19 protein-coding genes are annotated in these 23,897 nt (G+C 37.6%); 8 read left to right on the top strand and 11 right to left on the bottom strand.

Annotated features, from left to right (window positions below; genetic code table 11):
• Positions 1-16 precede the first annotated feature (16 nt).
• Positions 17-520 carry a CreA family protein gene (locus tag AC27E9_RS12675; protein ID WP_487130753.1) on the bottom strand — a complete coding sequence of 168 codons (504 nt, stop codon included), beginning with the start codon at positions 518-520 and terminating at the stop codon, positions 17-19.
• A gap of 25 nt (positions 521-545) precedes the next feature.
• Positions 546-1,592, bottom strand: coding sequence for an isoaspartyl peptidase/L-asparaginase family protein (locus AC27E9_RS12670; RefSeq protein ID WP_487130706.1), 1,047 nt, complete (start codon positions 1,590-1,592; stop codon positions 546-548).
• Between the two features lie 173 nt (positions 1,593-1,765).
• Here AC27E9_RS12670 and AC27E9_RS12665 point away from each other — a divergent pair, with 173 nt between their 5' ends.
• The 5 genes from AC27E9_RS12665 to AC27E9_RS12645 all read left to right on the top strand — a co-directional run bounded on the left by AC27E9_RS12665 (position 1,766) and on the right by AC27E9_RS12645 (position 6,312).
• On the top strand, positions 1,766-2,575 hold the full coding sequence (locus tag AC27E9_RS12665) for a crotonase/enoyl-CoA hydratase family protein (RefSeq protein ID WP_487130704.1): 810 nt from the start codon (positions 1,766-1,768) through the stop codon (positions 2,573-2,575).
• 37 nt (positions 2,576-2,612) lie between these two features.
• Positions 2,613-3,068: a GNAT family N-acetyltransferase gene (locus AC27E9_RS12660; protein WP_487130702.1), complete on the top strand. Its 456-nt coding sequence runs from the start codon at positions 2,613-2,615 to the stop codon at positions 3,066-3,068.
• Between the two features lie 369 nt (positions 3,069-3,437).
• Positions 3,438-4,286, top strand: a complete 849-nt coding sequence (locus AC27E9_RS12655) for a substrate-binding periplasmic protein (RefSeq protein WP_487130700.1) — start codon at positions 3,438-3,440, stop codon at positions 4,284-4,286.
• Positions 4,287-4,670: 384 nt separating this feature from the next.
• Positions 4,671-5,618 (top strand): bifunctional helix-turn-helix transcriptional regulator/GNAT family N-acetyltransferase, encoded by a 948-nt coding sequence (locus AC27E9_RS12650; RefSeq protein WP_487130698.1) that lies wholly within the window; start codon positions 4,671-4,673, stop codon positions 5,616-5,618.
• 10 nt (positions 5,619-5,628) lie between these two features.
• The gene (locus tag AC27E9_RS12645) at positions 5,629-6,312 is read left to right on the top strand and encodes an alkylmercury lyase family protein (RefSeq protein WP_487130696.1); all 684 of its coding nucleotides are present in this window, start codon (positions 5,629-5,631) and stop codon (positions 6,310-6,312) included.
• 136 nt (positions 6,313-6,448) lie between these two features.
• On the opposite strand, the gene AC27E9_RS12640 is transcribed toward AC27E9_RS12645, so the two are convergent.
• Complete coding sequence (locus tag AC27E9_RS12640; RefSeq protein ID WP_487130695.1) at positions 6,449-7,402, bottom strand: LysR family transcriptional regulator; 954 nt, start codon at positions 7,400-7,402, stop codon at positions 6,449-6,451.
• A gap of 146 nt (positions 7,403-7,548) precedes the next feature.
• Here AC27E9_RS12640 and AC27E9_RS12635 point away from each other — a divergent pair, with 146 nt between their 5' ends.
• The gene (locus AC27E9_RS12635) at positions 7,549-8,364 is read left to right on the top strand and encodes an enoyl-CoA hydratase/isomerase family protein (protein WP_487130693.1); all 816 of its coding nucleotides are present in this window, start codon (positions 7,549-7,551) and stop codon (positions 8,362-8,364) included.
• A 158-nt stretch (positions 8,365-8,522) separates the two neighbouring features.
• Here AC27E9_RS12635 and AC27E9_RS12630 read toward each other — a convergent pair whose 3' ends face one another.
• The 8 genes from AC27E9_RS12630 to recC form a co-directional block, all read right to left on the bottom strand.
• Positions 8,523-9,041 carry a P-loop NTPase family protein gene (locus AC27E9_RS12630; protein WP_487130692.1) on the bottom strand — a complete coding sequence of 173 codons (519 nt, stop codon included), beginning with the start codon at positions 9,039-9,041 and terminating at the stop codon, positions 8,523-8,525.
• Between the two features lie 96 nt (positions 9,042-9,137).
• Positions 9,138-9,347, bottom strand: a complete 210-nt coding sequence (locus tag AC27E9_RS12625) for a DUF2986 domain-containing protein (RefSeq protein ID WP_487130691.1) — start codon at positions 9,345-9,347, stop codon at positions 9,138-9,140.
• Between the two features lie 105 nt (positions 9,348-9,452).
• Positions 9,453-9,713 (bottom strand): DUF5062 family protein, encoded by a 261-nt coding sequence (locus AC27E9_RS12620; RefSeq protein ID WP_487130689.1) that lies wholly within the window; start codon positions 9,711-9,713, stop codon positions 9,453-9,455.
• Between the two features lie 124 nt (positions 9,714-9,837).
• Positions 9,838-10,224, bottom strand: a complete 387-nt coding sequence (locus AC27E9_RS12615) for a VOC family protein (RefSeq protein ID WP_487130687.1) — start codon at positions 10,222-10,224, stop codon at positions 9,838-9,840.
• 71 nt (positions 10,225-10,295) lie between these two features.
• The gene (locus tag AC27E9_RS12610; protein ID WP_487130685.1) at positions 10,296-10,859 is read right to left on the bottom strand and encodes a DUF3087 family protein; all 564 of its coding nucleotides are present in this window, start codon (positions 10,857-10,859) and stop codon (positions 10,296-10,298) included.
• Positions 10,860-10,917: 58 nt separating this feature from the next.
• The gene (gene recD / locus AC27E9_RS12605) at positions 10,918-12,984 is read right to left on the bottom strand and encodes an exodeoxyribonuclease V subunit alpha (RefSeq protein ID WP_487130683.1); all 2,067 of its coding nucleotides are present in this window, start codon (positions 12,982-12,984) and stop codon (positions 10,918-10,920) included.
• Positions 12,977-16,723 carry an exodeoxyribonuclease V subunit beta gene (gene recB / locus AC27E9_RS12600; protein ID WP_487130681.1) on the bottom strand — a complete coding sequence of 1,249 codons (3,747 nt, stop codon included), beginning with the start codon at positions 16,721-16,723 and terminating at the stop codon, positions 12,977-12,979. Before recB ends, recD begins: the two co-directional genes overlap by 8 nt.
• Positions 16,723-20,514, bottom strand: coding sequence for an exodeoxyribonuclease V subunit gamma (gene recC / locus AC27E9_RS12595; RefSeq protein ID WP_487130679.1), 3,792 nt, complete (start codon positions 20,512-20,514; stop codon positions 16,723-16,725). Before recC ends, recB begins: the two co-directional genes overlap by 1 nt.
• A gap of 720 nt (positions 20,515-21,234) precedes the next feature.
• Here recC and AC27E9_RS12590 point away from each other — a divergent pair.
• Positions 21,235-22,329, top strand: a complete 1,095-nt coding sequence (locus AC27E9_RS12590; RefSeq protein ID WP_487130677.1) for a serine hydrolase domain-containing protein — start codon at positions 21,235-21,237, stop codon at positions 22,327-22,329.
• A 100-nt stretch (positions 22,330-22,429) separates the two neighbouring features.
• Entirely contained in the window at positions 22,430-23,821 is a 1,392-nt protein-coding gene (locus AC27E9_RS12585; protein WP_487130675.1) for a hypothetical protein, read from the top strand.
• Positions 23,822-23,897: the final 76 nt, after the last annotated feature.

Here is a 23,897-nt window from a genome sequence, read left to right as displayed (position 1 = left end):
CCACTAAAATGTTTATTTACGGATTACCATTTACATCTTGCGCTTGTGCCCAATCCCATGCTTTGGTGTTGTATAACGGCACGGTAGATAACGAATGATGATGACTACCTGACGACTCTTTAGTTGAATAAGACAGGTAAATTAAGGTTTTATTTTCAGCATCATAAATGCGTCTTACCTTTAAGCTTTTAAATAATATACTTTTCGACTCTTTAAAAACTACTTGACCATTTTTAGAGCGATCAATTTTTGCTAAATCTTGCGCAGATATCTCTCCTGTTTGTCGACAAGCGATACTCATATCTGAAGGATCAGAAAAATCTAAATCGGCTTCAACATGGCTAATATGACAAGTAACCCCTTTTACTATCGGATCTTGCTGAGCATTTATCACCACATCTTTAGTAGTAAATAAACCTAAACTTACTTTGCCAACATCATCTGAACAGCCAACCAATGCCCCAGCGGACACAAAGGCTGTTGTTAAAGCAACAATTGGAGCGCTTTTAGGCAACGATATTGCGCTGATAATCTTAGTTATATTTTTAATCATCTTTAAAAATTCCAATAAACTCTTCGCCATTTGACGATTTACTCGCTCGGTACATACCAGAGCTATTAAACGGCATGGTAATATTACCTGCATAATCAATAGCGATAATACCACCCGAACCGCCGGCTTCTAATAAAACATCATTAACCACTACGTCAGCAGCTTTCTCAAGGGTTATGTTTTGATACTGCATGCGTGCACAGATATCAGCCGCGACATGGTAACGAATAAAATACTCACCATGACCTGTTGCTGAAACTGCACAGCTTTCATTATTTGCATAAGTGCCCGCACCAATAATTGGTGAATCTCCAATACGGCCATATCGTTTCGCAGTCATGCCACCAGTGCTTGTGCCTGCCGTTAATGTGCCTGACTTATCTAATGCCACAGCACCTACAGTGCCGTATTTAAATTCATTAGGTAGTAATTGATGCGCCGCTTGGAAGTCTTTTAATTCTTTTTCTTTTTCTGCTAGTTTCTTTTTCGCACGTAATAATGATTTATATCTAGCCTCAGTATCAAAGTAAGTATTTTCAACTTGCTCAATGCCTTGTTGCTTAGCAAATGTTTCTGCCCCCTCGCCACTCAACATAACATGTACCGACTTTTCCATAACTTTTTCAGCCAACGCAATCGGGCTCTTAACCGTTTTAACGCCAGAAACCGCTCCTGCGTTTAAGGTTTTTCCGTTCATGATGGACGCATCAAGTTCATGTTCACCGTCGAAAGTGTAAACCGCCCCTTTGCCAGCATTAAATAATGGCGAGTCTTCTAATATTTGAATTGCAGCTATTACTGCTGCTTGACTAGATTCTCCTTTTGCCAACAAGGCAAAGCCTGCATCACGCGCCTGTTTTAATTTACTTTCATAGGCAGCACGCTTTTCAGTAGTCATTTTACTTTTACTTATCGTCCCTGCGCCACCATGAATAGCAATGGCGAACGGTTTATCTTGATGAGCCTGAGCTACATCATTAACCAACAGCTGTAAGCTCGATAATACAATCACACTAGATAAAATTATTTTGCTTTTCATAACCTTTTACCAACATTCCAGAAATATATAAATAATGCATAACAATGTGCGATAAAAATATAGCTTTTACAAGTGTTCAATCAAAACAGCAAATACGAAAGTGGACATCAATATTGACTTTCGCTAAGGTACTGGTCATACCATTAAAAGATACCAACAATACAAGGACGCCCATGGCCAAGCATAGAGTTACTGTTGAAATAGTCGATAATATTGCCCACGTGCAACTTAATCGCGCAGATAAGCTTAACGCGCTTGATATGCCAATGTTTATTGCTATAGATAAAACTATCAGGGCACTAAGTAAAAATAGAGCAATTCGCGCAGTCATTGTCTCGGGTAATGGTGATGATTTTTGCTCAGGGTTAGATGTAAAATCTATCATGAAATCACAAATGAGTATGATTAAGCTGCTTTTTAAAGGTTTACCGTGGCGAGCTAATTTAGCGCAACGGATTTCGACAAGTTGGCAAGATATTCCTGCCCCGGTTATTTGTGCTATACACGGTCGTTGTTGGGGCGGCGGTTTACAAATTGCCCTAGGCGCAGACTTCAGGTTTGCTACGCCTGATGCTTCACTATCAATTATGGAAGGGAAATGGGGCTTAATTCCAGATATGGGCGGTACAATTGCTCTTCGCGATCTTATTGCCATTGACCAAGCCAAAAAACTCGCGATGACAGCAGAAGAGTTTAGCGGTACACAAGCACTCGCATTAAACTTAGTTACCGAAATTACCGATACACCGTTTGTTGATGCACAAGCATTTGCTTTGTCTTTAATTAAACAATCACCTGACGCCATTGCTGCTAGCAAAAAACTTTATAATAAAAGTTGGCAAGGTAGCCGTGGTTGGGCATTGTTTCGCGAGTCTTATTATCAAATTAAAATTTTAATAGGGAAAAATGTTCATCGAAAAATTTACAACCAAACACACGCTAATGAACAACAAAAACAATTTCTACCACGTAAAAAATGGTAATATCAGTATTGGATGTCAAAAAAAATAGAATAAAAGCATGCAGATAAAAGTTGATGATTTAATTGACGGCGAAGTTATCGCTTTACTCGAAGAGCATTTAGCTGACATGTACGCAACATCGCCACCTGAAAGTGTCCATGCCTTAGACACTTCAGCATTGAAAGACCCTACAATCACTTTTTACAGCTGTTGGAAAAACGACACTTTGCTTGGATGTGCAGCATTGCGTGAACTTAACTCAAGCCACGTTGAGATTAAATCAATGAGGACGACTACAAAAGCACGCAACTTAGGCGTTGCTTCGACTTTAATGGAACACTTATTAAAAGTAGCGACTAGTCGTGAATATCAAAAAATGAGTTTAGAAACCGGTTCAATGGAATTCTTCAAGCCCGCCAGAGCGCTTTATAAAAAATTCGGCTTTGAATATTGCGGCCCTTTTGGTAATTATCAGCTCGATGCTAATAGTCGGTTTATGGCTCGAAATATCTAATTTATTGCTAGTTGCTCAACTTTAGAACCAGTATTTAATGTTTACTATCTGAATATCAGCTACTGAAGTGAGCTTGCACAAGGTATGTAATTCTCACGCAGAAGCTTCATGCCAATGTAGTTTACTTTAAAGGTTGTTTATTGGTCATCCGCCATTGTAATGACAAACTAAAAGCATGGCGTTATTATGTATCAAAATTATTTAGTACTCAAAATGTGCGCTTTCAACCTATTTCAGCATAATTGCGTGTTTAAGCCACAAACTTTTTACTTAGATAAACACGACCCTCAAGACCTATTAAGCTTGTTATATTGTCTGTGTTCACATGACCAATATTATTAAATATTAAGGGACGTTAAAATTATTCAAATGAAATATTTACCTAGTCTAGCTGGAAATTTTAGCTTGATAGCCTATTTTTTGTTGACGATTTTATTTTCCCTCAATGGAGAAACCGCGGAAGTCAGGTGCAACAAAACTTTAACGGTGCATTTAGATTTACATGCCCCCTCAGCTTACCTTGATAACAATGGACAAGTTGCAGGTATGGACGCAATGCTAGTTCAACGGATATTAAACCAAGCCGGCTGCCAAGTTCGTTGGCATCTTCTACCTATGACAGGAGAAAGGATTTTAAGAAGCCTACAGCAGGGTAAATTTGACGTTATGATCCGCGCATCCAAAACAGTTCAACGGCAAAAATATGCATATTTTAGTGCCCCATATCGTAATGAAGTTGTTGGTTTGTTTAGTAGAAAACAACTTAAACTCCCCCCCATATTTAATATGACTGACGCGCTGGAACAGAAGTTACGTTTGATTGGTCCTGTAAGTGGTTGGTATGGTGATAAATTTGAAATATTACGCACTAAGTGGAAAAAAGAGAGGCTTTATAGCGCTTATCCAGATGCCAAACGTGCTACAGAATTACTGTTTATCGAGCCTAGTAGAGGTAGTTTATTGCTAGTAGATGCAGACATATTTTACCTTCATCTTGATGAAGAGAGATATGAACAAGTAGAATTAGTTGCTAACAATCTACATATTAGTCCAGCCTCATTGATGTTTAGCCGCAACTCTATTGAAAAAAGCGATTTAATAGCTATCAACCAAGCTATCAACCTGTTACAAAAAACTGGGGAGTTAAAAGCTATTGAAAATAGCTATCGTCCTCAATCATTACAAGAATTATTAAAAGCTAATTCCTCAGGCCCTTAAAAAATATCTCTCGAAGCAAACATATGTAGTGAGAGCTTTAATTTTTAAGCTACTAAATTTGATGATAAAAATTTATCTCACTCATTAGCTTTATAGTTTAGGGTTGTTGGAGTAATGAGCTTTCTTTCCAGTAAACTCACCATGAAATTTTGATGTGCTGACTTTAGAAAAGAAGTCAGTCCATTATCCAAACTAAGCCTCTTAGCTAATATCATTGTACCTTTCTTCAGCTGGATAATGACAATAAACTTATTGGCTCTCTCAATAGCAAAACATGCATATTCTATATAATTTCATTCCATTAAAGAGAAAATAATAATTAATTTGACAGATCTCAATTTTACCCACTAAAATATCCGTAACTAATTACGGAGTTTATCGAGAATGAAATCATTTAATGAACTAGGACATATCGCTTTAGGCACTGCCTTAAGACAACTTGCGGCACAAGTATCGAAAGACGCGGAAAAAACTTACGAAAAATTTAACTTTGAGATAGAAACAAAATGGTTTCCAGTATTTTATCTACTTGCAGCTAAAGGCGCCGATTCTGTAGTCAATATTGGAAAAGAAATCAATCACTCTCATGTCTCCGTAAGTAAGATAATTAAAGAAATGAAGGCTGCCGATTTAATTGATAGTTACAAATCAGCTGAAGATTCACGTATTACTTTAGTGCAGTTAAATACGCGAGCAAAAGCTATGGTTCCTGTGATGCAAAAGCAATGTGACGCAATTGACCTCGCAATGAAACAACTAAAGCAAGAAACGGGGGTAGATCTGTGGCAAGCAGTAAGCGTTATTGACAGGCACCTTAGGTTTCGACCAATAAGCGCTAGAGTAGATGAAAATATTGAAGACATTCATGTTGTAGACTACGCACCAAAATATCAAAAGGCTTTTAAGGCTTTGAACATTGAGTGGATCAGCAAACACTGGGAGTTGGAGGCGCCTGATTACAACGCTTTGAACGATCCAGATAGTTATATCCTAAACCAATCAGGTACTATCCTTATTGCATTAGATAAAGATAAACCCGTTGGTTGTTGTGCTTTGATAAAAATGGATGCGGATAATTATGAGCTTGCAAAAATGGCAGTATCACCAAGCGCTCAAGGAAAAGGTATTGGCTTATTATTAGGTAAAAAAATACTTGAAAGAGCAAATTTAATGGGGATAAAACGACTGTACTTAGAAAGTAATTCAGTATTAACCCCTGCCATCAAGCTTTATGAAAAGCTCGGCTTTAGTCACATTGAGGGTGCGGCATCGCCATACGAAAGATGTAATGTACAAATGGAGCTTCATTTAACCAATACGACATTTAAATAAAGGGAAAAGCATGGAATTAAATAATTCTACACTTCATTATTTCATCATGGATCATATCGTTAACTGTGGTTATGCGCCCAAAATTGATGACATAGTTCAGCACTTTAATGCGTCAAAACCTGATGCAATTAACGCGCTACAGACCCTACAAGAATATCATGGCGTGGTTTTACACCCTAAGTCATCAGAGGTTTGGATAATGCATCCATTCTCAACCGCTCCTACAAACTTTTGGATTGAATCGAAAAGTGGCAGTTGGTGGGGAAATTGCGCATGGTGCTCTTTAGGAGCAGCAGCCTTGCTAAACTGTGATTTAACGATAACAACAACCTTAGGTGGTGAAGCCAAACAAGTAGTTATCGAAATCATCAAGGGGCAAATAAAAAACAAAAACCTATTTATTCACTTTCCTATACCTATGATCAACGCATGGGACAATGTCACCTATACATGTAGCACTATGCTGATGTTTGCATCAGAGGCTGAGGTTGATAATTGGTGTGAAAAGCACGGTATGAATAAAGGTGATGTACAACCAATAAATAATATCTGGGAGTTTTCAAAAGTTTGGTATGGAAACCATTTAAACCCTAACTGGGTTAAGTGGAGTGTTGAAGAAGCTAAAGAAATTTTTCAACGCTTTGATCTTCAACATACTGTATGGAACATGCCTTCAAACAGCGCTAGGTTCTAAAGTAAAAACTGTTCCTATTAAATTAGTGCCTGAATACAGCATATGCCTACCTTTTTTAATATAACGATTTCGTCGCTAATACAACAATAAATTAATCTATTATTTTAGATCTTCTGATTGCTTTAACAGTAATTTATTATGACGTTTTGTTGCCGTACATTTTATCAAAACCAGGAATACGTGACTCCCAAATTGGAGTTTTATCTCCAACCACTGCTTTCAATGTATCAATAAATAACCTAGTTTTTAATGGGGTATTTCGATGTGGATACACTGCGTAAAATGTACCATAATCGGCTAAATTAATATGCGTCATTATCGGCACGAGCTGACCTTCTAAAATTTCATTTTCTATCATCTGTGCCGTTGTTACTGTATACATATTTCCTGCAACAGCCGTATTGATTAGCATTTCAACTTCATTCACTTTATACGCAGGGTTTAGCTGAATAACCCCGTCATTTCCTGAGCTATCACAGTACTTTATTTTATCAATTAATAATCCCTGCGCTGAATATACAACAGCTGGTAGACTTTCAAGCTTAGGTATAGTGTTAGGTTTCCCAAACCTTTCAAGAAATGCAGGTGCCGCAACAATTAAAAGTCTATTCCTAGCGATTTGTTTTGAGATTAAATTAGACTCTTTTGGTTCACCTAGACGAAAGCCAATATCAAAACCTTCACCAACTAAATCAACCATTCGATCTTCTAAAACCAGCTCAATAGTTATTTTGGGGTACATCACTTGAAATTTTAAAATGGCTTGTTGTACGTATTGACGCCCAAACAAAGTCGAACTAGAGATTTTAAGCTCTCCCCTAGGTTCACTGTGATAGTTTTCTGCTAAACGTTTGGAGTTACTAAGCAGCTCTCGCAATTGCTTTGCCTGATTTATCATTTCAGCTCCTGCGGCTGTTAACGATAATGAGCGTGTAGTTCGATTCAATAATTGAACGCCAAGTTCATGCTCAAGCTTTCCTATTTGTTTAGAAATAGCAGACCTATTCACATTTCTATGTTCTGATACTTTGGCAAAACTACCGAACTCTGCGACTTCTAGTAAAAGTAATAATCGACTTGCGAGATCCATACCCACCTCATTGGTTCCAATATGGAATCAGTATAGTTCATTTTAGCTTGTTTTTGGATACCAACTTAAGTTTTAAAATGGCTACATCAATTCGAAGTGACACAAGACTTTGTCACAACACTGACAACCTTAAAAGGAAAATTATAATGAACAAATTGATGATTACCCAAGAAGCAGGTGTAGCTACGGTGTTAATTAAAAACCCACCTGTCAACATTCTAACTATTGATTTAATTAATGAATTGAATACATTTATTCTATCATTAAAAGATGACCGTAAAATCAAAGCTGTTATCTTTAAGTCATTTCATGAGGCGTTTTTTATTGCTCATTTAGATCTTAATGTCATTAACGGTTCTTCAGGAGGACAAGCCGCTTCAATTGAGTTCAATCATTTAATCGCCAATATTAAAGCAATGAAACAACTTTCTATTGCGATAGTTGATGGTGTAGCGCGAGGTGGAGGCAATGAATTTGTAATGGCATGTGATTTAGCTTACGGCACTGAAAATTCAGCTTTTGCTCAACCAGAGCTATACATCAATATTCCTACAGGAGGCCAAGGAGCCGTGCAATTCGCTCGACGCTTAGGAAAAGGCAAAGCACTTCAAGCACTCCTCACAGGTGCTGATTTTACAGTACAACAAGCTGAAGCTTTAAATATTATTACTCAGTTTGTTCCTAAAGCAGAATTGGATAAATTTATAGCGCAATTATTATCAATTATCGTCGGTTGGGAAATTCGCGATATTGTTATGTACAAAGAAATTATTGCTGCTTCTATAAAAGATGAAGATGTAGGAACTGAACTTGAACTTCGATATTTTTTAGAGCGAGCCAAAGAAGAAAAAACGCAAACAATTATTGCTGCGTTTCTTAAGCATGGTGGTCAAACAGAAAGAGAAGCGAAAGATATTCAAGGGATTTTTATTGATACTGCTGCTGAGCTTTCAAAACAATAGCAAAAACTAATGGCAACGACTAAATGTTGTTGCCATTAGTTAATTATTAACCAAATAAAAGTAGCTAAAAAAGCGGTTAAAATCTCACGTAAATAAAAACTTCAAGATTTAATTAGTTATCAGCAGCTGTTGCCGGTGTTTGTCGTGCTCATTCACTATCACAATGACAATTGCTGGTTATTGGTGTATTGGGTTTTCTTGCCGGTAAATTCATCATAAAGTTTTTGATGTGCGGATTTTGAAAAGCTATCAGTACGCTGGTCATATTGTGCTATCCAATCAATTAACATACCTAGATTAGCATCTTGCGCAGCTTTACTATCGTATTTATGCGGCTCCCAAGGGCGATGTTTGGCATTTTCAACACAAAGCTCGATGGGGAGGTTCATAAAAATAACCTCACTGCATTTTGTCAACACATGCACGAGTAGATCACTGTAGCAACCTTCGATCACCCAGACCTGATTTTGCTTTATAAAAGCATTAATATTTGCAACAGAAACCTCAATGCTTTGTCGCTGTGGCACTAACTCTTCAGCAGCCATAGGTAGCCAAGCTAAAGTATCTAAGTCTAAATGTGCAAGCTGATATTGTGTCGCCAATTGCTTAGCTAAACTTGACTTCCCTGAGGCTGAATTGCCAAAAACAACAATTTTTTTGAGACTATTTGGCTGCATATTAATAACTTCTACTTTTTGATTAATGGCATTTTTGATTAACAGAACTTCCCAGGTAATTGAGAGCGTAAATTTATAGCTTTGTGCTGTTAAGATTTATTCCGTTTCGTCTGTGTCGACAACTGATGATATGCCTTGTGAGTTTTCTTCTGCACCTTCTTGCACATTAGCTTCAGTTTCTTTGGCTGCAATCGCTGCCCTTTCAGCCTTAGAAATATACTTAGGCTTATTGGACTTTTGTCGCTTAGCATTCATTTTTTTTACCTTAGCTTTCAAGGTTTGGTTAATTTTCTTTTTACGATTCATAATACAAATTTACTATTTCATTGCTTTATAATTAAAAAATTCAATCAACGCTACACGCTGATTGAATTACTAAATAAACGCTATTTTAACTTAAAACAAGCTAAGTTACTTAAGTAATGGGTGACCTTCAGGCAATTGTTTAGCAATCCATATTGCCAACTTATGCTTCATACTCGCTAAGTCTTCATTATCTTTTGGTAAAGGCTGAATAAGCTTATCATTTACTAATAATCGATAGAGAGCTTCAACCTTTTCTTTAGCGGCGTTAGTAGCAGAGAAACCTTTATAACCACGATTTTTCGCGTAATTTTCACCAATTACAATTGCTTTTTTCAATAATTCAGCTTCATTTTTTAGCTTTTTCATTCGTTTTCATTCACCCGTTTTTATTGTTCTGTTTTTTTGCTCTTTTTTTTTGCTCTTCTTTTTTCTCAATAATGTAACTTAAAGCTCGCCCATTATGGCAACTTAATTGGTGCAGTTAGTGCCTTTATTCCGTAGGCATATCAAGGTAAAAAGCATTAAGCTTGTTGCCATCTAAATCTCGGAAATAGCCAGCATAAAAACCTGCCATTTCACCACGAGGTCCAGCTGGTCCTTCACAGGTCGCGCCTAGCTCCATTGCTTTTTGATAAAAGGCATCAACTTCGTCTGTAGAATTAAGCATGATAGCAACCATAACACCATTACCGACAGTTGCCGGTTGCCCGTCAAACGGCTTAGTAATTGAAATACCCGCTTGTTCAGGCCCTCTTGACCAAGCAACGAATTGCTCAGTTTCAAAAAAACGCCCAGCGCCTATAGTGGCAAGTAACTCATCATAAAATGCGACAGCGCGTGCTAAATTATTGGTACCTAATGTAACGTAACCTATCATGATATATTCCTTATTTTCACATTTGTTGAGACTTACTTTTACCTTATTGAGACAATAATCGCCACCGCTTTTTAGTATTCAGTAAGCAAACTCTGTTGATATTGCTCAGTTGTAATTGTCAGTTGTTTACTTTCAATTTTACTGTCAAGTTCACAGATATCTTTATTGAGTTTAGACATGGTTAATGTGTTGTCATCAAGTAAATAAATTTGCTTTAAGCTAGCATAATAAAAATTTAAAATTATCAAGGCATTAACATCATCGTTTTCAGCAGCCGCTTTAATTTTCTTCAATTTACGGTAAATATAGTTTTGCTGTTGTTTAACTTGCCAAACATAATAAACCTCAGTGAAAAATGCTGTATTTTTCAATCGATGTAAGGCAAAAGCACATGTTGCTAACGCTAAAACCACACCTAAAAAATTGTACTTAAAATTACTGTCTTGTTCGCCAGTATTTACAGTATCTGTTGCGGTTTTTGCTGGTTCAACGGCGACATTAGCTAAATCTGAAAATAAGGCTATTAGTCCTTGTCCGTATGCCAAAGCTAAAAGGAGTAGGCTAGCAATAAAGCTAACAATAATAATGTTTAAACGTTTACGATAAATGCTTTTTTCAATGTTCTTTAAATTCATTAGTAGGTGTGCTTCTTCGATTTACTGCGATAAAAATGTTTAATATTGCTGATTGCTGTTATTCAATGGCTAAGCCGGAATAACGATAAACTTGCTGGCTGACACCACTTTTCCAAACCGCTTCTGAACTTGCTATGGTTAACTTAGCCTTAGCACGGGTAATGCCAGTATATAATAATTCCCGCGACAATAGTTTATTGTCTTCCTGCTCAGGCAACACCATCGCCACATGCTCAAATTCACTACCTTGAGTTTTATGAATGGTCATAGCGTACACGGTTTCAAATTTAGGTAAACGTGATGGCATGATCCAGTCATATTCACCTGCCGTATTTTCAAATACAGCCATTAAATGGCCTTGCTCATTACGCCACAGCAAGCCAATATCTCCATTATAAACACCTAAACGGTAGTCATTCTCTGTGATCATTATTGGTTGTGTTGGATATAAACCACTGCTGCCATCAATATTATTGAAGGGTATTTTTCCTTTGTTACGTAAAACGTCTATTACTTGTGCATTTAAGTTTTCAACACCTTCTGGGCCTTTTCGTGTTGATGATAAAATTCTAAACTTTGCTAGTAATGCAAACGCATCCGTTAGATTAGTAGACGAACAAAGTGGCGCATAATATTTATTAACTAAAGCTGGTAACCAACTATCAATGGCTGTGGTTAATAAGCTCAATTGAGCATCATTTCCATTTAATTCAACACCATGACTTTCCTTTAATAACTGCCAGCTTTGTTGATGTTGACCATTGATAACCATACGAGCAATATTACCAATACCACCTGAGCCATCAAACCTGCGACTTTTCATTAAAAAGGTCACACAGTCGGCGACACTGTACTGGTTATTATTGCACGCTAAGTCATCACTTTGCTGTTCTAATTGCTCAAATCCTGTCACCTGCGATAAATATTGATGATTGTGTTCACTAAAACCAGGATGCGGGCGCGGTGCAAAGTCAGCCAAAACATTACCGACCGCAACAGAAGGCAATTGGTCGGCATCACCAAGTAAGATAACTTTTGCATGAGCAGGTAAAGCACGAAAAGTACGTGCCATCATAGGCAAATCAACCATAGACACTTCATCTATTAACAGCACATCTACAGCGAGTAAGTTTTCTTGATGATGACGAAAATTGACTTGCTTTGGAATAACGCCGAGTAATCGATGTAAGGTTTGCGCTTGCTCTGGGATAAGGTCTAGTACTTGATCAGCAATACTGCCACGAAACCCTTGCACGGCATTAATAATTGATTCTGACAATCGCTGAGCTGCTTTACCCGTTGGCGCGACCAAAGCAATATTAGGCATATTTTCTACAAGGCCATTATTTTTCTGTAACGCCAGCATAATTAACGCTGCTAATAGTTTCGTTACTGTATAGGTTTTTCCGGTACCTGGACCACCCGCAATAATGGCAAAATTCTTATTAATTGCATTTGCCACTGCAAGTGCTTGCCAATCTATCTCACTGCTGTCATTCAGTGACTCAGGAAATAACTGAGCAATAATATTGTTGATTGCTGAATTGCTTACAGGTGTGGCTATTTCTTGCGGGCTTATTTGCCCGATCTGTGAGGCATTAGTTGGGGTATTAAATTGTGGAGCATTAACTTGCCTACGCGCAATTATTGCCTGCTTTAATTCTTGCTCAAACTGGTAATAACGGCGCATGTACAAGCGTCCGTGACTATAAACAATTGGTTGCTGATCATTTTCAGTTAACGGTAAATTATTCAATAACGCGCTTAACGTCGAGCTGCTATCAAATGTAAAGCCACTTTTTTCTTGCTGTTTAATGCCAGCAATTATTGTATTTTCACTCACATAAAAACACTTAGCCGCCACCGCATCTAAAGGCAAGCAACTATGACCATCACGCAAGCTCGCACTTAAAATAACCAGCAAATGAAACCATTGTTGCTGTATTTTTGCTAATTCTGCTGCGTCGTGCTCTTTAAGGTTAAATATTGAAATGCACTGACTGATCTCTTTAGCAAAAAAGTAGTCAACCGCCACTAAACCTGACAACTGGCTACTGGCATGGCTAAAAGAAGCATAGATTTCTGTAGCGTATTCCGCGCTTTGATTTGCTGCTAAATCAGGCATTACTGTTTTCTCCTGCAAAAATAGCATCAAGTTGCTGTAACTCACTGAGTAAGATTTCTCGATAATATACACCACAATTTTGATATTGCGCTTCGCTACTCATACCGCGTAAATATAAATAGTAAACGCCACCAAAATGCAATTTAGGATCATAGTCCGCTAAGGCGTATTTTAAGTGTCGATGCAGGGCTAATGAATATATAAGATATTGTAAGTCATAATGATTTTTCTCAATATTTTCACGCATCGCAGCGTGGTTATAATCACTATATTGATCACCTAAGTGGCTAGATTTATAGTCACAAACATAATATTTACCATTGGCGAAAAAAATCAAATCGATAAAGCCGTGCATCATACCTTTTAGCTGTTGATAAGAAGGTAAATGTACGCTGCGTTTATTAGTATTATTGCCTGCATTCATTGGAACATCGTTATTTCGATGTTCGGTCAACAGTTTAGATAATAAGCGACTACTTGCCGATTGCATCGGGTAGTAAAATTCAGTTTCCCTAACCGTATCACTTTGCTCTAGCTGAGCTAATGAAAAGTGTTGTTCAATATCAAGTGGCGAGTGCAATATGTCATCAAGCCATTGCGTAAGTAATGCTTCACCACTTGCCTGCTCTGTAACTTGGCTATTTTCATACTCATGTTCAATGACGCCATATTTTAGCAGTGGCCAATAACAACTTTTTTGCCAGTCGGGCGCGGAAAAGTCTGTATGCTCTAAAATATCGTGTAATAAATTACCTGTTTGTGCACCTTTAGTTAGAGTAAAACGTAGCTCATTTTTGCTCTGCGATGGGGTGGCAAGCTGTGATTGCTGAAACGCTTTTTCTAACTCCTGCGTATCACGATCTGGAGACGAAACACCGTTGTGGCGTAAATTTTTACTAAGTGCTGAGAATGAACTTAACCACCAATCTCGTTCGATTTTACCGCTAAATTTAGCGACAGCTGGCTGTTGCAGCTCTACAGTCAAAAGAGGGTTTGCATTTTTCGAGGTACTGCTCTCTTGATTACTATCGTCATTACTCTCAAAGAGGTCATCGCTATAGTTATCAAGTACTTCTAAGGCAATTGCTTGGCTATTATCTTCTGCTAGTTTAGTTAAACTTGCCGGAATATCAGTGTCATTCGACCATTTTAAGGTTTTACCTAATGGCGACTTATCAAAATGCTCAAAGGTTGTAGTTAAAATATAACAGCGCTTTTCCGCCCTTGTTACAGCAACATATAACAAGCGAATCGCTTCCGCATAAGCTTCTGCTGCCATACGAGTTTTAGCGTCATCATTACCATCTAGGCTATGTTGTAAAACACCATTTTCATCATGAAATTCAATTAAGCTAACATTACGATTACCGAATTTAAGTGGGTCTTTATGGCGAGTTGCAAATGGCACAAATACAACTGGGTATTCCATGCCTTTCGAGCCGTGTTGAGTAATAATACGAATCAAATTATCGTCACTTTCTAACCGCAACTCAGCTTCTACTTCTGGGTTATCTACTTGGCTTTGTTGCTCAAACCAAAATAGTAGCTCTTGTGGCTGACGATGGCGCTGACTCGCACTTTGCAGCAACTCAAAGAGGTGGAGTAAATTAGTTAAGGTGCGATCCGCATTGTTGTCAGTGTCATTTTTATCAACTTCAATATGAAAATGCTGATGCATAAGTTGTAATGCCATGGAAATAAAACCTTTGTATTGCCATTCATTACGTAACTTTTCAAAACTAATTTTTAGTTGCTGCCATTGTTGTTCATCGTGTTGCAGCTGCAACAGTTTTTCGCGATTAAAGCCCATCAACGGGCTAGCTAATGCTGCGGTATATAAGCGATCATTTTCTAAAAACAGTATCCCTTGTAACACCTGTAGTAACTGCTTAGTTTGTTCGCTTTGTAGTAAATTTGCGCGATTACTCATAAACACACTTGCTAAACCACATTGGTTCAACGCTTGTTTTATATTTGCCGCTTCAGTGCCGTCCCGTACTAATAACGCGATATCACCACTTACAATCGACAAGTCAGGGTTAGCCAATAACCGTACAATTTCATTCGCACACCAAGTTGCCATATGAGCGCGATAACTTTGTTTAACGGCTTGCTCTTTGCCCTTTTTACTTTCTTGTTCAACATTAAAATGAACAAACTGTAGCGCATTAAATTTTTGATCTGGGAATGTTTTTCCCTTCGCTTTTGGTGAAGCAAGAACTGGTAAATAGGGAATTTGATAGCCAAAAACATCAGTTGGTATTTCAGTTAAATTATTGCCGTAAAACAGGCGGTTATAACCAGTGATCATTTCAGCGCTTGAGCGCCAATTGGTATCCATTAGCCATTGATGCTCACAATCGTGACGGGCTGACAAATACGCAAAAATATCACCTCCACGAAAACCATAAATGGCTTGCTTAGGGTCACCAATCATATATAAAGCGGCTTGTGTTTGGTGGTAATAAATTGCTTTTAAAATAGCAAACTGTTGCGGGTCGGTATCTTGAAATTCATCAACCAAGGCAACAGGGAATTGCTTAAAAATACTGCTCGCCAGCGTTGCTTCATCAGCAGTAATACTTTCGGATTGTCGCTCTTTAGTTAAACAATGATTTAAAGTGGAAATTAAATCATCAAAACCTAACACATTAGCCTGCAATTTCTTACGCGTTATTTGCTCTCGAATATGATAAATACCTTGTCGCACAACCAATAACGCCTTTGCACGATCTAGCTGTTTTGCAAGTAACGGCTGCTGTTTTTTAACCATATTAGCAGCGCTAAAAATTTCAACTAATTCACTTTTTACTTTTGAGCGCGCATACCTTCTACCATCAATAAAAGCGTCGGGCATTTTACCATGTTGCCCTTCAACATTAGCCGACAAGTTCGCTAACCATAATAAAAGTTGCTCAAGTTCTTGTTGACGCTTTTCACGATCAGCACCTTTTTTAACATCAATTAATGTTGTAGTTAGCGTACTTAAATTTGCATTTAGACTGGCAATTGCTTGCTCGACAAGGCCTTTAAATTCAACATTAATATTTTCAGGCGCCTGCACATTAAGGGCATTATCATTATTAAATGCTTTAGCAAATTGGCTGATAAAGCTATTTGGCTCTGGCCAAAATTCAGTGACTAAATGAAACGCGCTGTGTTGCTGAGATCTGTTGTGTGTTGTTTGTTCGCTTTCCGGGTCGTTCTCCTGAACATATGCCTGCTCAGGCTTCTGCACAGAAGCTAACGCCAGCACTCGATACCAATCTTGCACCGCTTCAAGGGTGATATCTTGAGTGTCGGTTTCCATTTGAGCATTGAAATTAACGCCACTTGCAAACGCATATTGATTTAAGACTCGTTTACAAAAGCCGTGAATGGTAAAAATAGCCGCTTCATCAATATACAATAAGGCTTGTGTTAAACGCGCTTTAACTTGTGCGCTGCCAATCCCCTGTTTGCTTAAGTTTTCGTTGAGTTTAATAAAGTAATCATCTTCAACGACTAGATTATCCCAGTCGTGCAAACTTGTGCGAATAAAATCGTCGATACGGCCGCGAATTTCTTCAGTGGCATCTTTAGTGAATGTCATCACCAATATTTGCTCAATTGGCAATGCACGCTCTAACAATAAACGAAGAAATATACGGGTAATGTTATGGGTTTTGCCTGTGCCCGCACTCGCCTCAATTAAGTGTTTACCGTAAAGTGAAATCGTACTGGCATTTAAGTTTTGCATTATTTAGCCTCCGATTTCGGTGCCGCTTTTTTAGCTGCTTTAACCGTTTGTAAAGCATCAAATAAAGGCTGATAAATACTAAATAAGCGAACAGAAATATCATCAAATGCTGGGCATTTAGACCAAAAATATTGCATGTATGGATCATCACCAAAGGCTTGAAAACTATTACTGTCAGTCCAGAACTGGTCAAACTGTGTATGCTCAAAAACTTTACTTTTTCTCACTTTTTCAGCAAGTTCACCGTTAAGTAGTACTGGTTGCTGCTGACCTAAATAAAACAAAGATATTAAACGCTGTAGCTGCTGTTTCGCATCAATCACCTCTTGGAAAAAGAATTGGCTTGGTTTTTGGCTTTTGGTATCAAAATAATAACCGTGAGTAGCAGTTATACTTGACCATAATGCAAGGTTAGGTTGATTTTCATCAGCTTGCGCTACTTGGAGTATTAATTGATTTAAATACAACGTAAATAAGTCTTTCGCTTTCGCACTACTGCTACGATAAAACACAACTTTATGATCAACAACCAAAAGCTTTGTGCTTAAAGTAACACTTTTTGGTAGTAGATTTTTCAGCGTAGCTAATTCTTCTTCATTAAATAAATTTTTATCAAATATAATGTCATTAGTTGTGTTTAACTCTATGTTAACGCTGCAGTCTAGCGGCTCTGCTGTGATGCTATCTTGAGTTAATTCAGCCATTATAAACTGGCTAAACTCTTCGCTGTCGTCTTGCCAACCTTGAATGAGATCATCGGTATTTGGTAAATCAGGAAGTTTGCCACTTAAACGCGCACTAAGCACAATATCTTCACAGCTTTGTCTGCTTTGCTCTGGCGATAAATAGTAATCGAGTAATTCTTGCCTTAACAAATAACTGTCGAGTCGGTTAGCTACAAACGGCTCTATATCGTTAATTAAACTGTCATCTTGGTCTAGGTATAAATACAATGAGTGTTGACCATAATAACGGGCTGGATGTTGATAAAAACGAATAAGGTCATGAGCTAAAACCGTTTCAATAGTTCCGCGGCCTCCTTGTTGCGCGTGTGTATCCTCAATTATTTCATTTGGCTGGGCATCGTTTTGATTTGCAATGAACGGACGCTTTAGTTGCAGCCAATTAGCATCAAAACTGGCGAATTGACCGAGGTAATTTTGCTCACTAAATGCCTGCATAGGTAATTGTCGAATATCTTCTTTTGGCAGATTGCGCGAAGGTGCCAAGAGAGAATTATCTGCCTCAGTTGCCAGCTCTTGCTCGGTGTCTTCGTTCAAACCCAGTAAATGCCAGCCATACCCACGAGCTAAATATTCCATTAGCTCTTTTAATACCAAAGACGGTTGCCGCTCTTTATTGTTTTTAATATTGCGACCTTGGAAGCTTAAATATAATGCTTGTCGGGCTGAAATTATTGCTTCTAAAAATAAATATCTATCGTCACCGCGGCGTGATCTATCACCGAGTTGTGCAGGCGTTGTCGACATTAAGTCAAAACTTAGTGGTTGTCGTTGACGTGGAAACTCGCCATCGTTTAAACCTAATACAGCAATAATTTTAAAGGGGATACTACGCATCGGCAGCATAGAACAAAATGTAACTTGCCCGACCATAAATTGGCGACCGGGATCTGGCTGGCTAAAATGGGCATTAAGATAGTCGCGAATAACCGCCAAACTTATTTCATTGCCATAGTCGGCATGCTGACAATATTCAACTAGCGACTCTATCGCTGAGCGAACAATATTCAACCCATTGTCGCTCTCATCATCAAATAATTGTTGTAATAGGTCGAATAAAAATTGCTGCCATTTGGTCGCACTGCGTGGCGTTGACATGCTAGCAGCGGTTATTTGAAGTTGCTCGATAATGAGCATCAGCTTACCTAATAACTCACTGTCGCTACCTTCAATATTAGCTAATAACATTTGCTCTTGATAAATAACACTATGGTCGGCAAAAGCAAAACCGCGCATTAAGCGTGATAAGCCTTGCTGCCAGGTAAAACTATTATTATTGGCATTGTCAGGGATGGCGCTTGCGCCAGTTGTTGCCGCATTTTTGCTCATTTGGCTTTGCGCTAAAACTTGTTGTTTATGCGCTTGATCAAGTCCCCAATGAACAGATGCAGCTTCAAGCCAATGGGTAACTTTTTCAATATCATCAAGGTTAATGGCAAAGCGTTTCTGCATTGCAGGTAAACGCAGTAAGGCGATTAGACTCGATACTTGAAAACGACTATCAGGTAATTTTAAAAGTTCGGCAAAGGCTGCAACTAGTGGCTCGGCATCTTTACTAACACGATCGGCAATTGAACAAGGCAAAGGTGGAACTTCATCTGCAATATCTTGCCAACCACGAGTAAAAACCGCATTAACATAAGGTGCGTATTGCTCGACTTGCGGGCACATTACCAGCACATCTTTCGGGGTTAAGCTTTTATCTTGATTAAACTGATGCAGTAACCAGTCGTGTAATCCTTGCACTTCTCGTAATGCGCTATGCGCACTGGTGATAATAATGGAACCATCACGTTGGCGAACGAGGCTTGTGTTTTGTCGAGCGTCAGATAAAGACAATATATCTTGTTGTACTTGTGCTAAAACGCTGGCTGAACAATGATTGCCACTAAATTTATCTTCTGCAACATCGAGACTTTCATCACTTTTGTTAGTGCTTTCAGTACTAATATCAGCAATTGCCGATTCAAACACATCAATATTTACTGTACTGTATTGGTACAACAACGCCATAAATTCACGCCCTTGTTGCCCCAGATTTGCTAGTAACGGATTACCCACTTGACGGTTAATATCGATCAGGTTGTTATTTATGTCTTCTGTTGTATTTTGCGAACTTTCGTTTTGGCTGTCTTCGCTAAAGTTTTGACCATTAATCCATGCTTCAATGGCTTTTTTCTCAGTAACAACATCGCCCCAGTAGGCATAACAAGGGTTAAGATGAAAAAAATGTACATCTATTTTTTCACTTAAGGCGTGTATAAACTCAAGCCATAACGGCGCCATGGCGTTGATACCAAAGAATGATAAACGTTGTGGCAAAAGTTGCGCCGTTGAGCTTTTATTATCGCTCAAGTCTAAGTCATGCAGTTTTTTAATCGCAAGCGCTACCAGTTCATGAGGGTCATAGGCTTGCTCACTTACTAGTAAATGCCATAGCTTGCCTTGCCAAATGGCATTACTTGCATCATTAGAGCCGTTTTCATTAGTGCTTAGCGGTTCATCCTGACCTGTTTGCTCATAGGCAGCAAACTGCCCTTGATGCCAAGCATGAATCCACTCTGGACGAAATATTAAATATTGTTCATATAAATCAGCTAATTGGCAAGCTAGTTGAAAGCGCTTTAATTGTGCTGCTTCGCTGGTAGTAGTAGTTTTGCCCGCTTGTTCAATACCACAATTTGTTTCTTCAAACCAATAATCAGTCGCAACGTTAAATGCACTATTTTCAACAACGGCTTTGGAAGCGAGTAAGGAATCAATACGCCACGCTAAAACTTCACGAGAATATGGCGATTGCTCTGGTACATCTTCATCGCTCGCTAAGTTACGGATCAAATTCCATAAATACTGCGACGGCAAGGCATAACGCATATTCATGCTGATACCTCGCTGCTCCGCCAAAGACATATTCAACCAGTGTTGCATGCCGGCATTTTGCACAATTACGGTGTCTTGAGCGAAAACAGGTAGTGGAGAAAGTTGCTGAATTTTATTCAACAAAACTAACAAGTTTTCCATTTTGTTAGCGGGGTAAAGGTAGAACAAACGCGTGCCTTTTTAGCCATTTTTTCTTATAGCTAAATTTAACCACATCACGCTAAATAACACTAGCATTGATGCCCTACTGTGACTGCTTTAATTCGGTAAAATCTAAGCTTAAAAAAGTGCTATTATTTAGGCTATCTCAATTTAACATTGATAAACTTCACTGATGATTATTTTGCACAGGCATTACAAATATTTGGCTGATAAAGCTTACCGTATTGTGTAAAAACATTGCATAACTCGCAGAAACACTGCTCATACAAATACCTGAGGCCCCGTAACTGACAAGTACAAACCATAAATGTAATGCAGCTGCGTTGCTATTTCGGCATGAATTGTGACTAAACTTGCCACAGGGTTAGCACTAAGCAAAATAACAAGAGCAATAACGTATTGTACAATTTACACAAAACGTATTGCCACTTTAACTAAATGAAAATTTCTTAGTGTTTGTTCTCACCTCTAAGCCTACCTATCATAGGTGGTAGCGCCATGAACAATGCTAATATTAAAATAATAGCGATATACTCTATGCGCCTCGCTCCCCCCTACGTATCGATAGCAAATTCGCCATAAGACGCAAAGGTAATTGATATTGTGAGTGACAAAATTGAATGAATAAATCTAAGAGGTGTCTTTGACGTTATAAGTATCTATTTTCTATTTTTAAATACGTATAAGATTGGCATATTAAGTATCTCTAATCAAAAATGGATTTTCATGAATAAATTACTACCATTCGTTTTACTTTTAATCTCTCAGGCGTCATTTGCCACCAACCTTTCTAAAATAAATCAGTTAATACGTGAAGAGCTGGCCCAAAGCAATATTCCAGCACTTGCAGTATCAGTTGTCTCCTCTGGCAAAGTCATCTATATGAACGCAATAGGACTAAGTGATATAGAGAAGCAAAAGCCAGTATCTGTCAATACACCATTTCATATAGCGTCAGTTTCCAAAACGGTGACTGGTATGGCTATATTTCACCTTATTCAACATAAAAAAATTAAACTCAATGATGATATCAATAAATATTTGCCCTTTATGGTTATTAACCCACACCACACAAAAGACAAAATAACAATTTCAGAACTATTAAATCATCGTTCAGGCATTCTAGATAATGAAGATTTCTATTTGCCTTTCTGGTCAACTCCAAATGGAGATCCAAAAGGTAACTTAAACAGCTTTTTAAAAGAATATCTCGTACAGGGAGGAAAACACTATTCAAGTCGTAATTTTGAAAGTGCTGAAAATTACAAAGTATATGATTATTCAAATACTGGCTACGCTTTACTAGGTTTAATAATTGAACAGGTTTCGGGCGAGGCATTTGAAAACTATTTGAAGAATAAAATATTTAAGCCAACGAAGATGGTTAACTCATCTTTCTTTTTAAAAAACTTAAACATAGAAAATGTTTCAAAAACATATACAAAGGAGAAAGAAAAATTAATATTTAAAGGTTTCAATGGCTATCCAGATTTCCCTGCTGGTCAATTAAGAACATCAATATCTGATTATACAAAACTCATTACTGATTATTTAAACATAAGCGAAAGACAATTTTTCTTAGACTCTAAAATAACGACAATTATCACCCCACCATTTAATAAAAATAACGAAGATCATTCATATACATGGTTTTTAAAAAGCATAAATGATAATTGGTACTACCAACATGATGGTGCAGATTTAGGCGCCAGAGCTGAAGTCATAGTCGACATAAATAACAGCAATGCCATTATCATTTTTACTAACTCAGAGCATGACTTATCCTCCTTAGTAAAAAGTATTGAATTAATGGCTTTTTAAAACATTTGCCGTTTTACCCAACCAAGGTAATAGCCCATATCGTTAATTAACATTACTATTAACTTAAATGACATAAAATTTTGTCTAATAGGGAAATCATTTGAAAACAGTACTCACCTTTTTATTTCTAACTTTTACAACATCTACATTATCTTCTGAAGTACCTATTCGGCTTTCAGGTACTGTTGAAGTATCTGTGAAAAGCGGCACTGTTGATGCTATTTTTCAGCTGACCAATATTCCAGAAATCAGCAACTATCTTATACATTTAAATGCTGGCTTTAATATTCAATATTTTAGAAATGAAAAAGATGGTTTCAACTATGCATTTGAAAAGGTTTATAACACGCAATATTCAGAAGAGAGTTTTGGCTATTTCTTTAAGAGCCATAAAACTAATAGTAAGTTCTTACCCAACACTATAGCGTTCAAATATACGGGTAAATTTCCAGTTATTACAAATATGAATACCGCAAATGAGCACGGAGATTGGAAAGGCAATATCGCTTTTAATGGTAAAAATATTCGTACAGACGGCTTTCAAACTGCTTGGTATCCAATTTTATATGATATTGACAAAGACAAGCGATATGACGAAGTTATTTATGATATTGAAGTGACTTGTTTAGACTGTAAATCAATTTACGTTAATGGCAGCAAGCCAATTTCATCGACTCATGGAGTATTTAAAAGAGACAAGCCAACTTCACTAACATTATTTGCTGGTTATTTTGATATTGCTAAGCACAAAAATAATTACTACTTAAACTCACGCCTTTCTGAACAGCAAATGTCCGAACTTAGTCAAATAACATCTGCGTTCGAGAAGTATTATCAAAATAAGCTGTCCATTTCATATGGTGAAAATGTTGTTTACATTCATACGGCTCCTACATCAAAGAAAGATTCTTGGCTGTTTGTAGCCTATCCGTCAATCGTCGTAATGAACCATAATGAAGATGGTTTAGCCAATTTGGTAAACAAAACAGACTCAAATTGGTTTAAACCATTTATTGCGCATGAATTAGCACATTATTATTTTGGCACATACAAAAAGTTTAACTCTGAACTTGGTGATATGTTTACTGAGTCATTAGCTGAGTACCTATCATTAAAACTCACAAAAGAATTACTTGGCAACGAACATTATTTTAATAAAGTAAATCGGAAGCTCAATGCCTTAGACGATGTACATTTAGCGCCTATTAAGGATATAAATAAACAGTCCGACTATGGTGATAGAGAGCTATATGTATACACTTATGCACCTGTTATTTGGTTAGCCATTGAAAAAGAAATCAGTGAGAGAAAAATGTGGTTGTGGCTCAATAAGATGCTTACAACTAAAACAGAAAAAACTGACTACGACTTTATGATAAAAACACTAGCAAACGTATTGAATGACGATAAAAAATTAGCTTTTCTAATTGATAACTATTTTTCAAATGAAGATGCTGTAACGAATGCAAGAATATTGCTTAAAAGCCAATGAATAACTTATAGGGTGTATTCAGCGGCGACTTTACTGTTAACATTTGAAAAGCTACTATTTATGTATGCAGCAAATA

The organism is Colwellia meonggei (assembly GCF_057537295.1).
Note: the sequence above shows the minus strand (reverse complement) of the source record. Positions and strands in the feature narration are given on the sequence as shown.

Bases quoted from the DNA above. Each gene is read 5' to 3' on its own strand.
- AC27E9_RS12620 (WP_487130689.1), bottom strand. From the start codon at position 9,713: ATGAAAAAGCTAAAAAATGAAGCTGAATTATTGAAAAAAGCAATTGTA.
- AC27E9_RS12610 (WP_487130685.1), bottom strand. From the start codon at position 10,859: ATGAATTTAAAGAACATTGAAAAAAGCATTTATCGTAAACGTTTAAAC.
- recD (WP_487130683.1), bottom strand. From the start codon at position 12,984: ATGCCTGATTTAGCAGCAAATCAAAGCGCGGAATACGCTACAGAAATC.
- AC27E9_RS12650 (WP_487130698.1), top strand. From the start codon at position 4,671: ATGAAATCATTTAATGAACTAGGACATATCGCTTTAGGCACTGCCTTA.
- AC27E9_RS12615 (WP_487130687.1), bottom strand. From the start codon at position 10,224: ATGATAGGTTACGTTACATTAGGTACCAATAATTTAGCACGCGCTGTC.
- AC27E9_RS12625 (WP_487130691.1), bottom strand. From the start codon at position 9,347: ATGAATCGTAAAAAGAAAATTAACCAAACCTTGAAAGCTAAGGTAAAA.
- AC27E9_RS12590 (WP_487130677.1), top strand. From the start codon at position 21,235: ATGAATAAATTACTACCATTCGTTTTACTTTTAATCTCTCAGGCGTCA.
- recB (WP_487130681.1), bottom strand. From the start codon at position 16,723: ATGCAAAACTTAAATGCCAGTACGATTTCACTTTACGGTAAACACTTA.
- AC27E9_RS12655 (WP_487130700.1), top strand. From the start codon at position 3,438: ATGAAATATTTACCTAGTCTAGCTGGAAATTTTAGCTTGATAGCCTAT.
- AC27E9_RS12640 (WP_487130695.1), bottom strand. From the start codon at position 7,402: ATGGATCTCGCAAGTCGATTATTACTTTTACTAGAAGTCGCAGAGTTC.
- AC27E9_RS12645 (WP_487130696.1), top strand. From the start codon at position 5,629: ATGGAATTAAATAATTCTACACTTCATTATTTCATCATGGATCATATC.
- AC27E9_RS12660 (WP_487130702.1), top strand. From the start codon at position 2,613: ATGCAGATAAAAGTTGATGATTTAATTGACGGCGAAGTTATCGCTTTA.
- AC27E9_RS12665 (WP_487130704.1), top strand. From the start codon at position 1,766: ATGGCCAAGCATAGAGTTACTGTTGAAATAGTCGATAATATTGCCCAC.
- AC27E9_RS12630 (WP_487130692.1), bottom strand. From the start codon at position 9,041: ATGCAGCCAAATAGTCTCAAAAAAATTGTTGTTTTTGGCAATTCAGCC.
- AC27E9_RS12670 (WP_487130706.1), bottom strand. From the start codon at position 1,592: ATGAAAAGCAAAATAATTTTATCTAGTGTGATTGTATTATCGAGCTTA.
- AC27E9_RS12635 (WP_487130693.1), top strand. From the start codon at position 7,549: ATGAACAAATTGATGATTACCCAAGAAGCAGGTGTAGCTACGGTGTTA.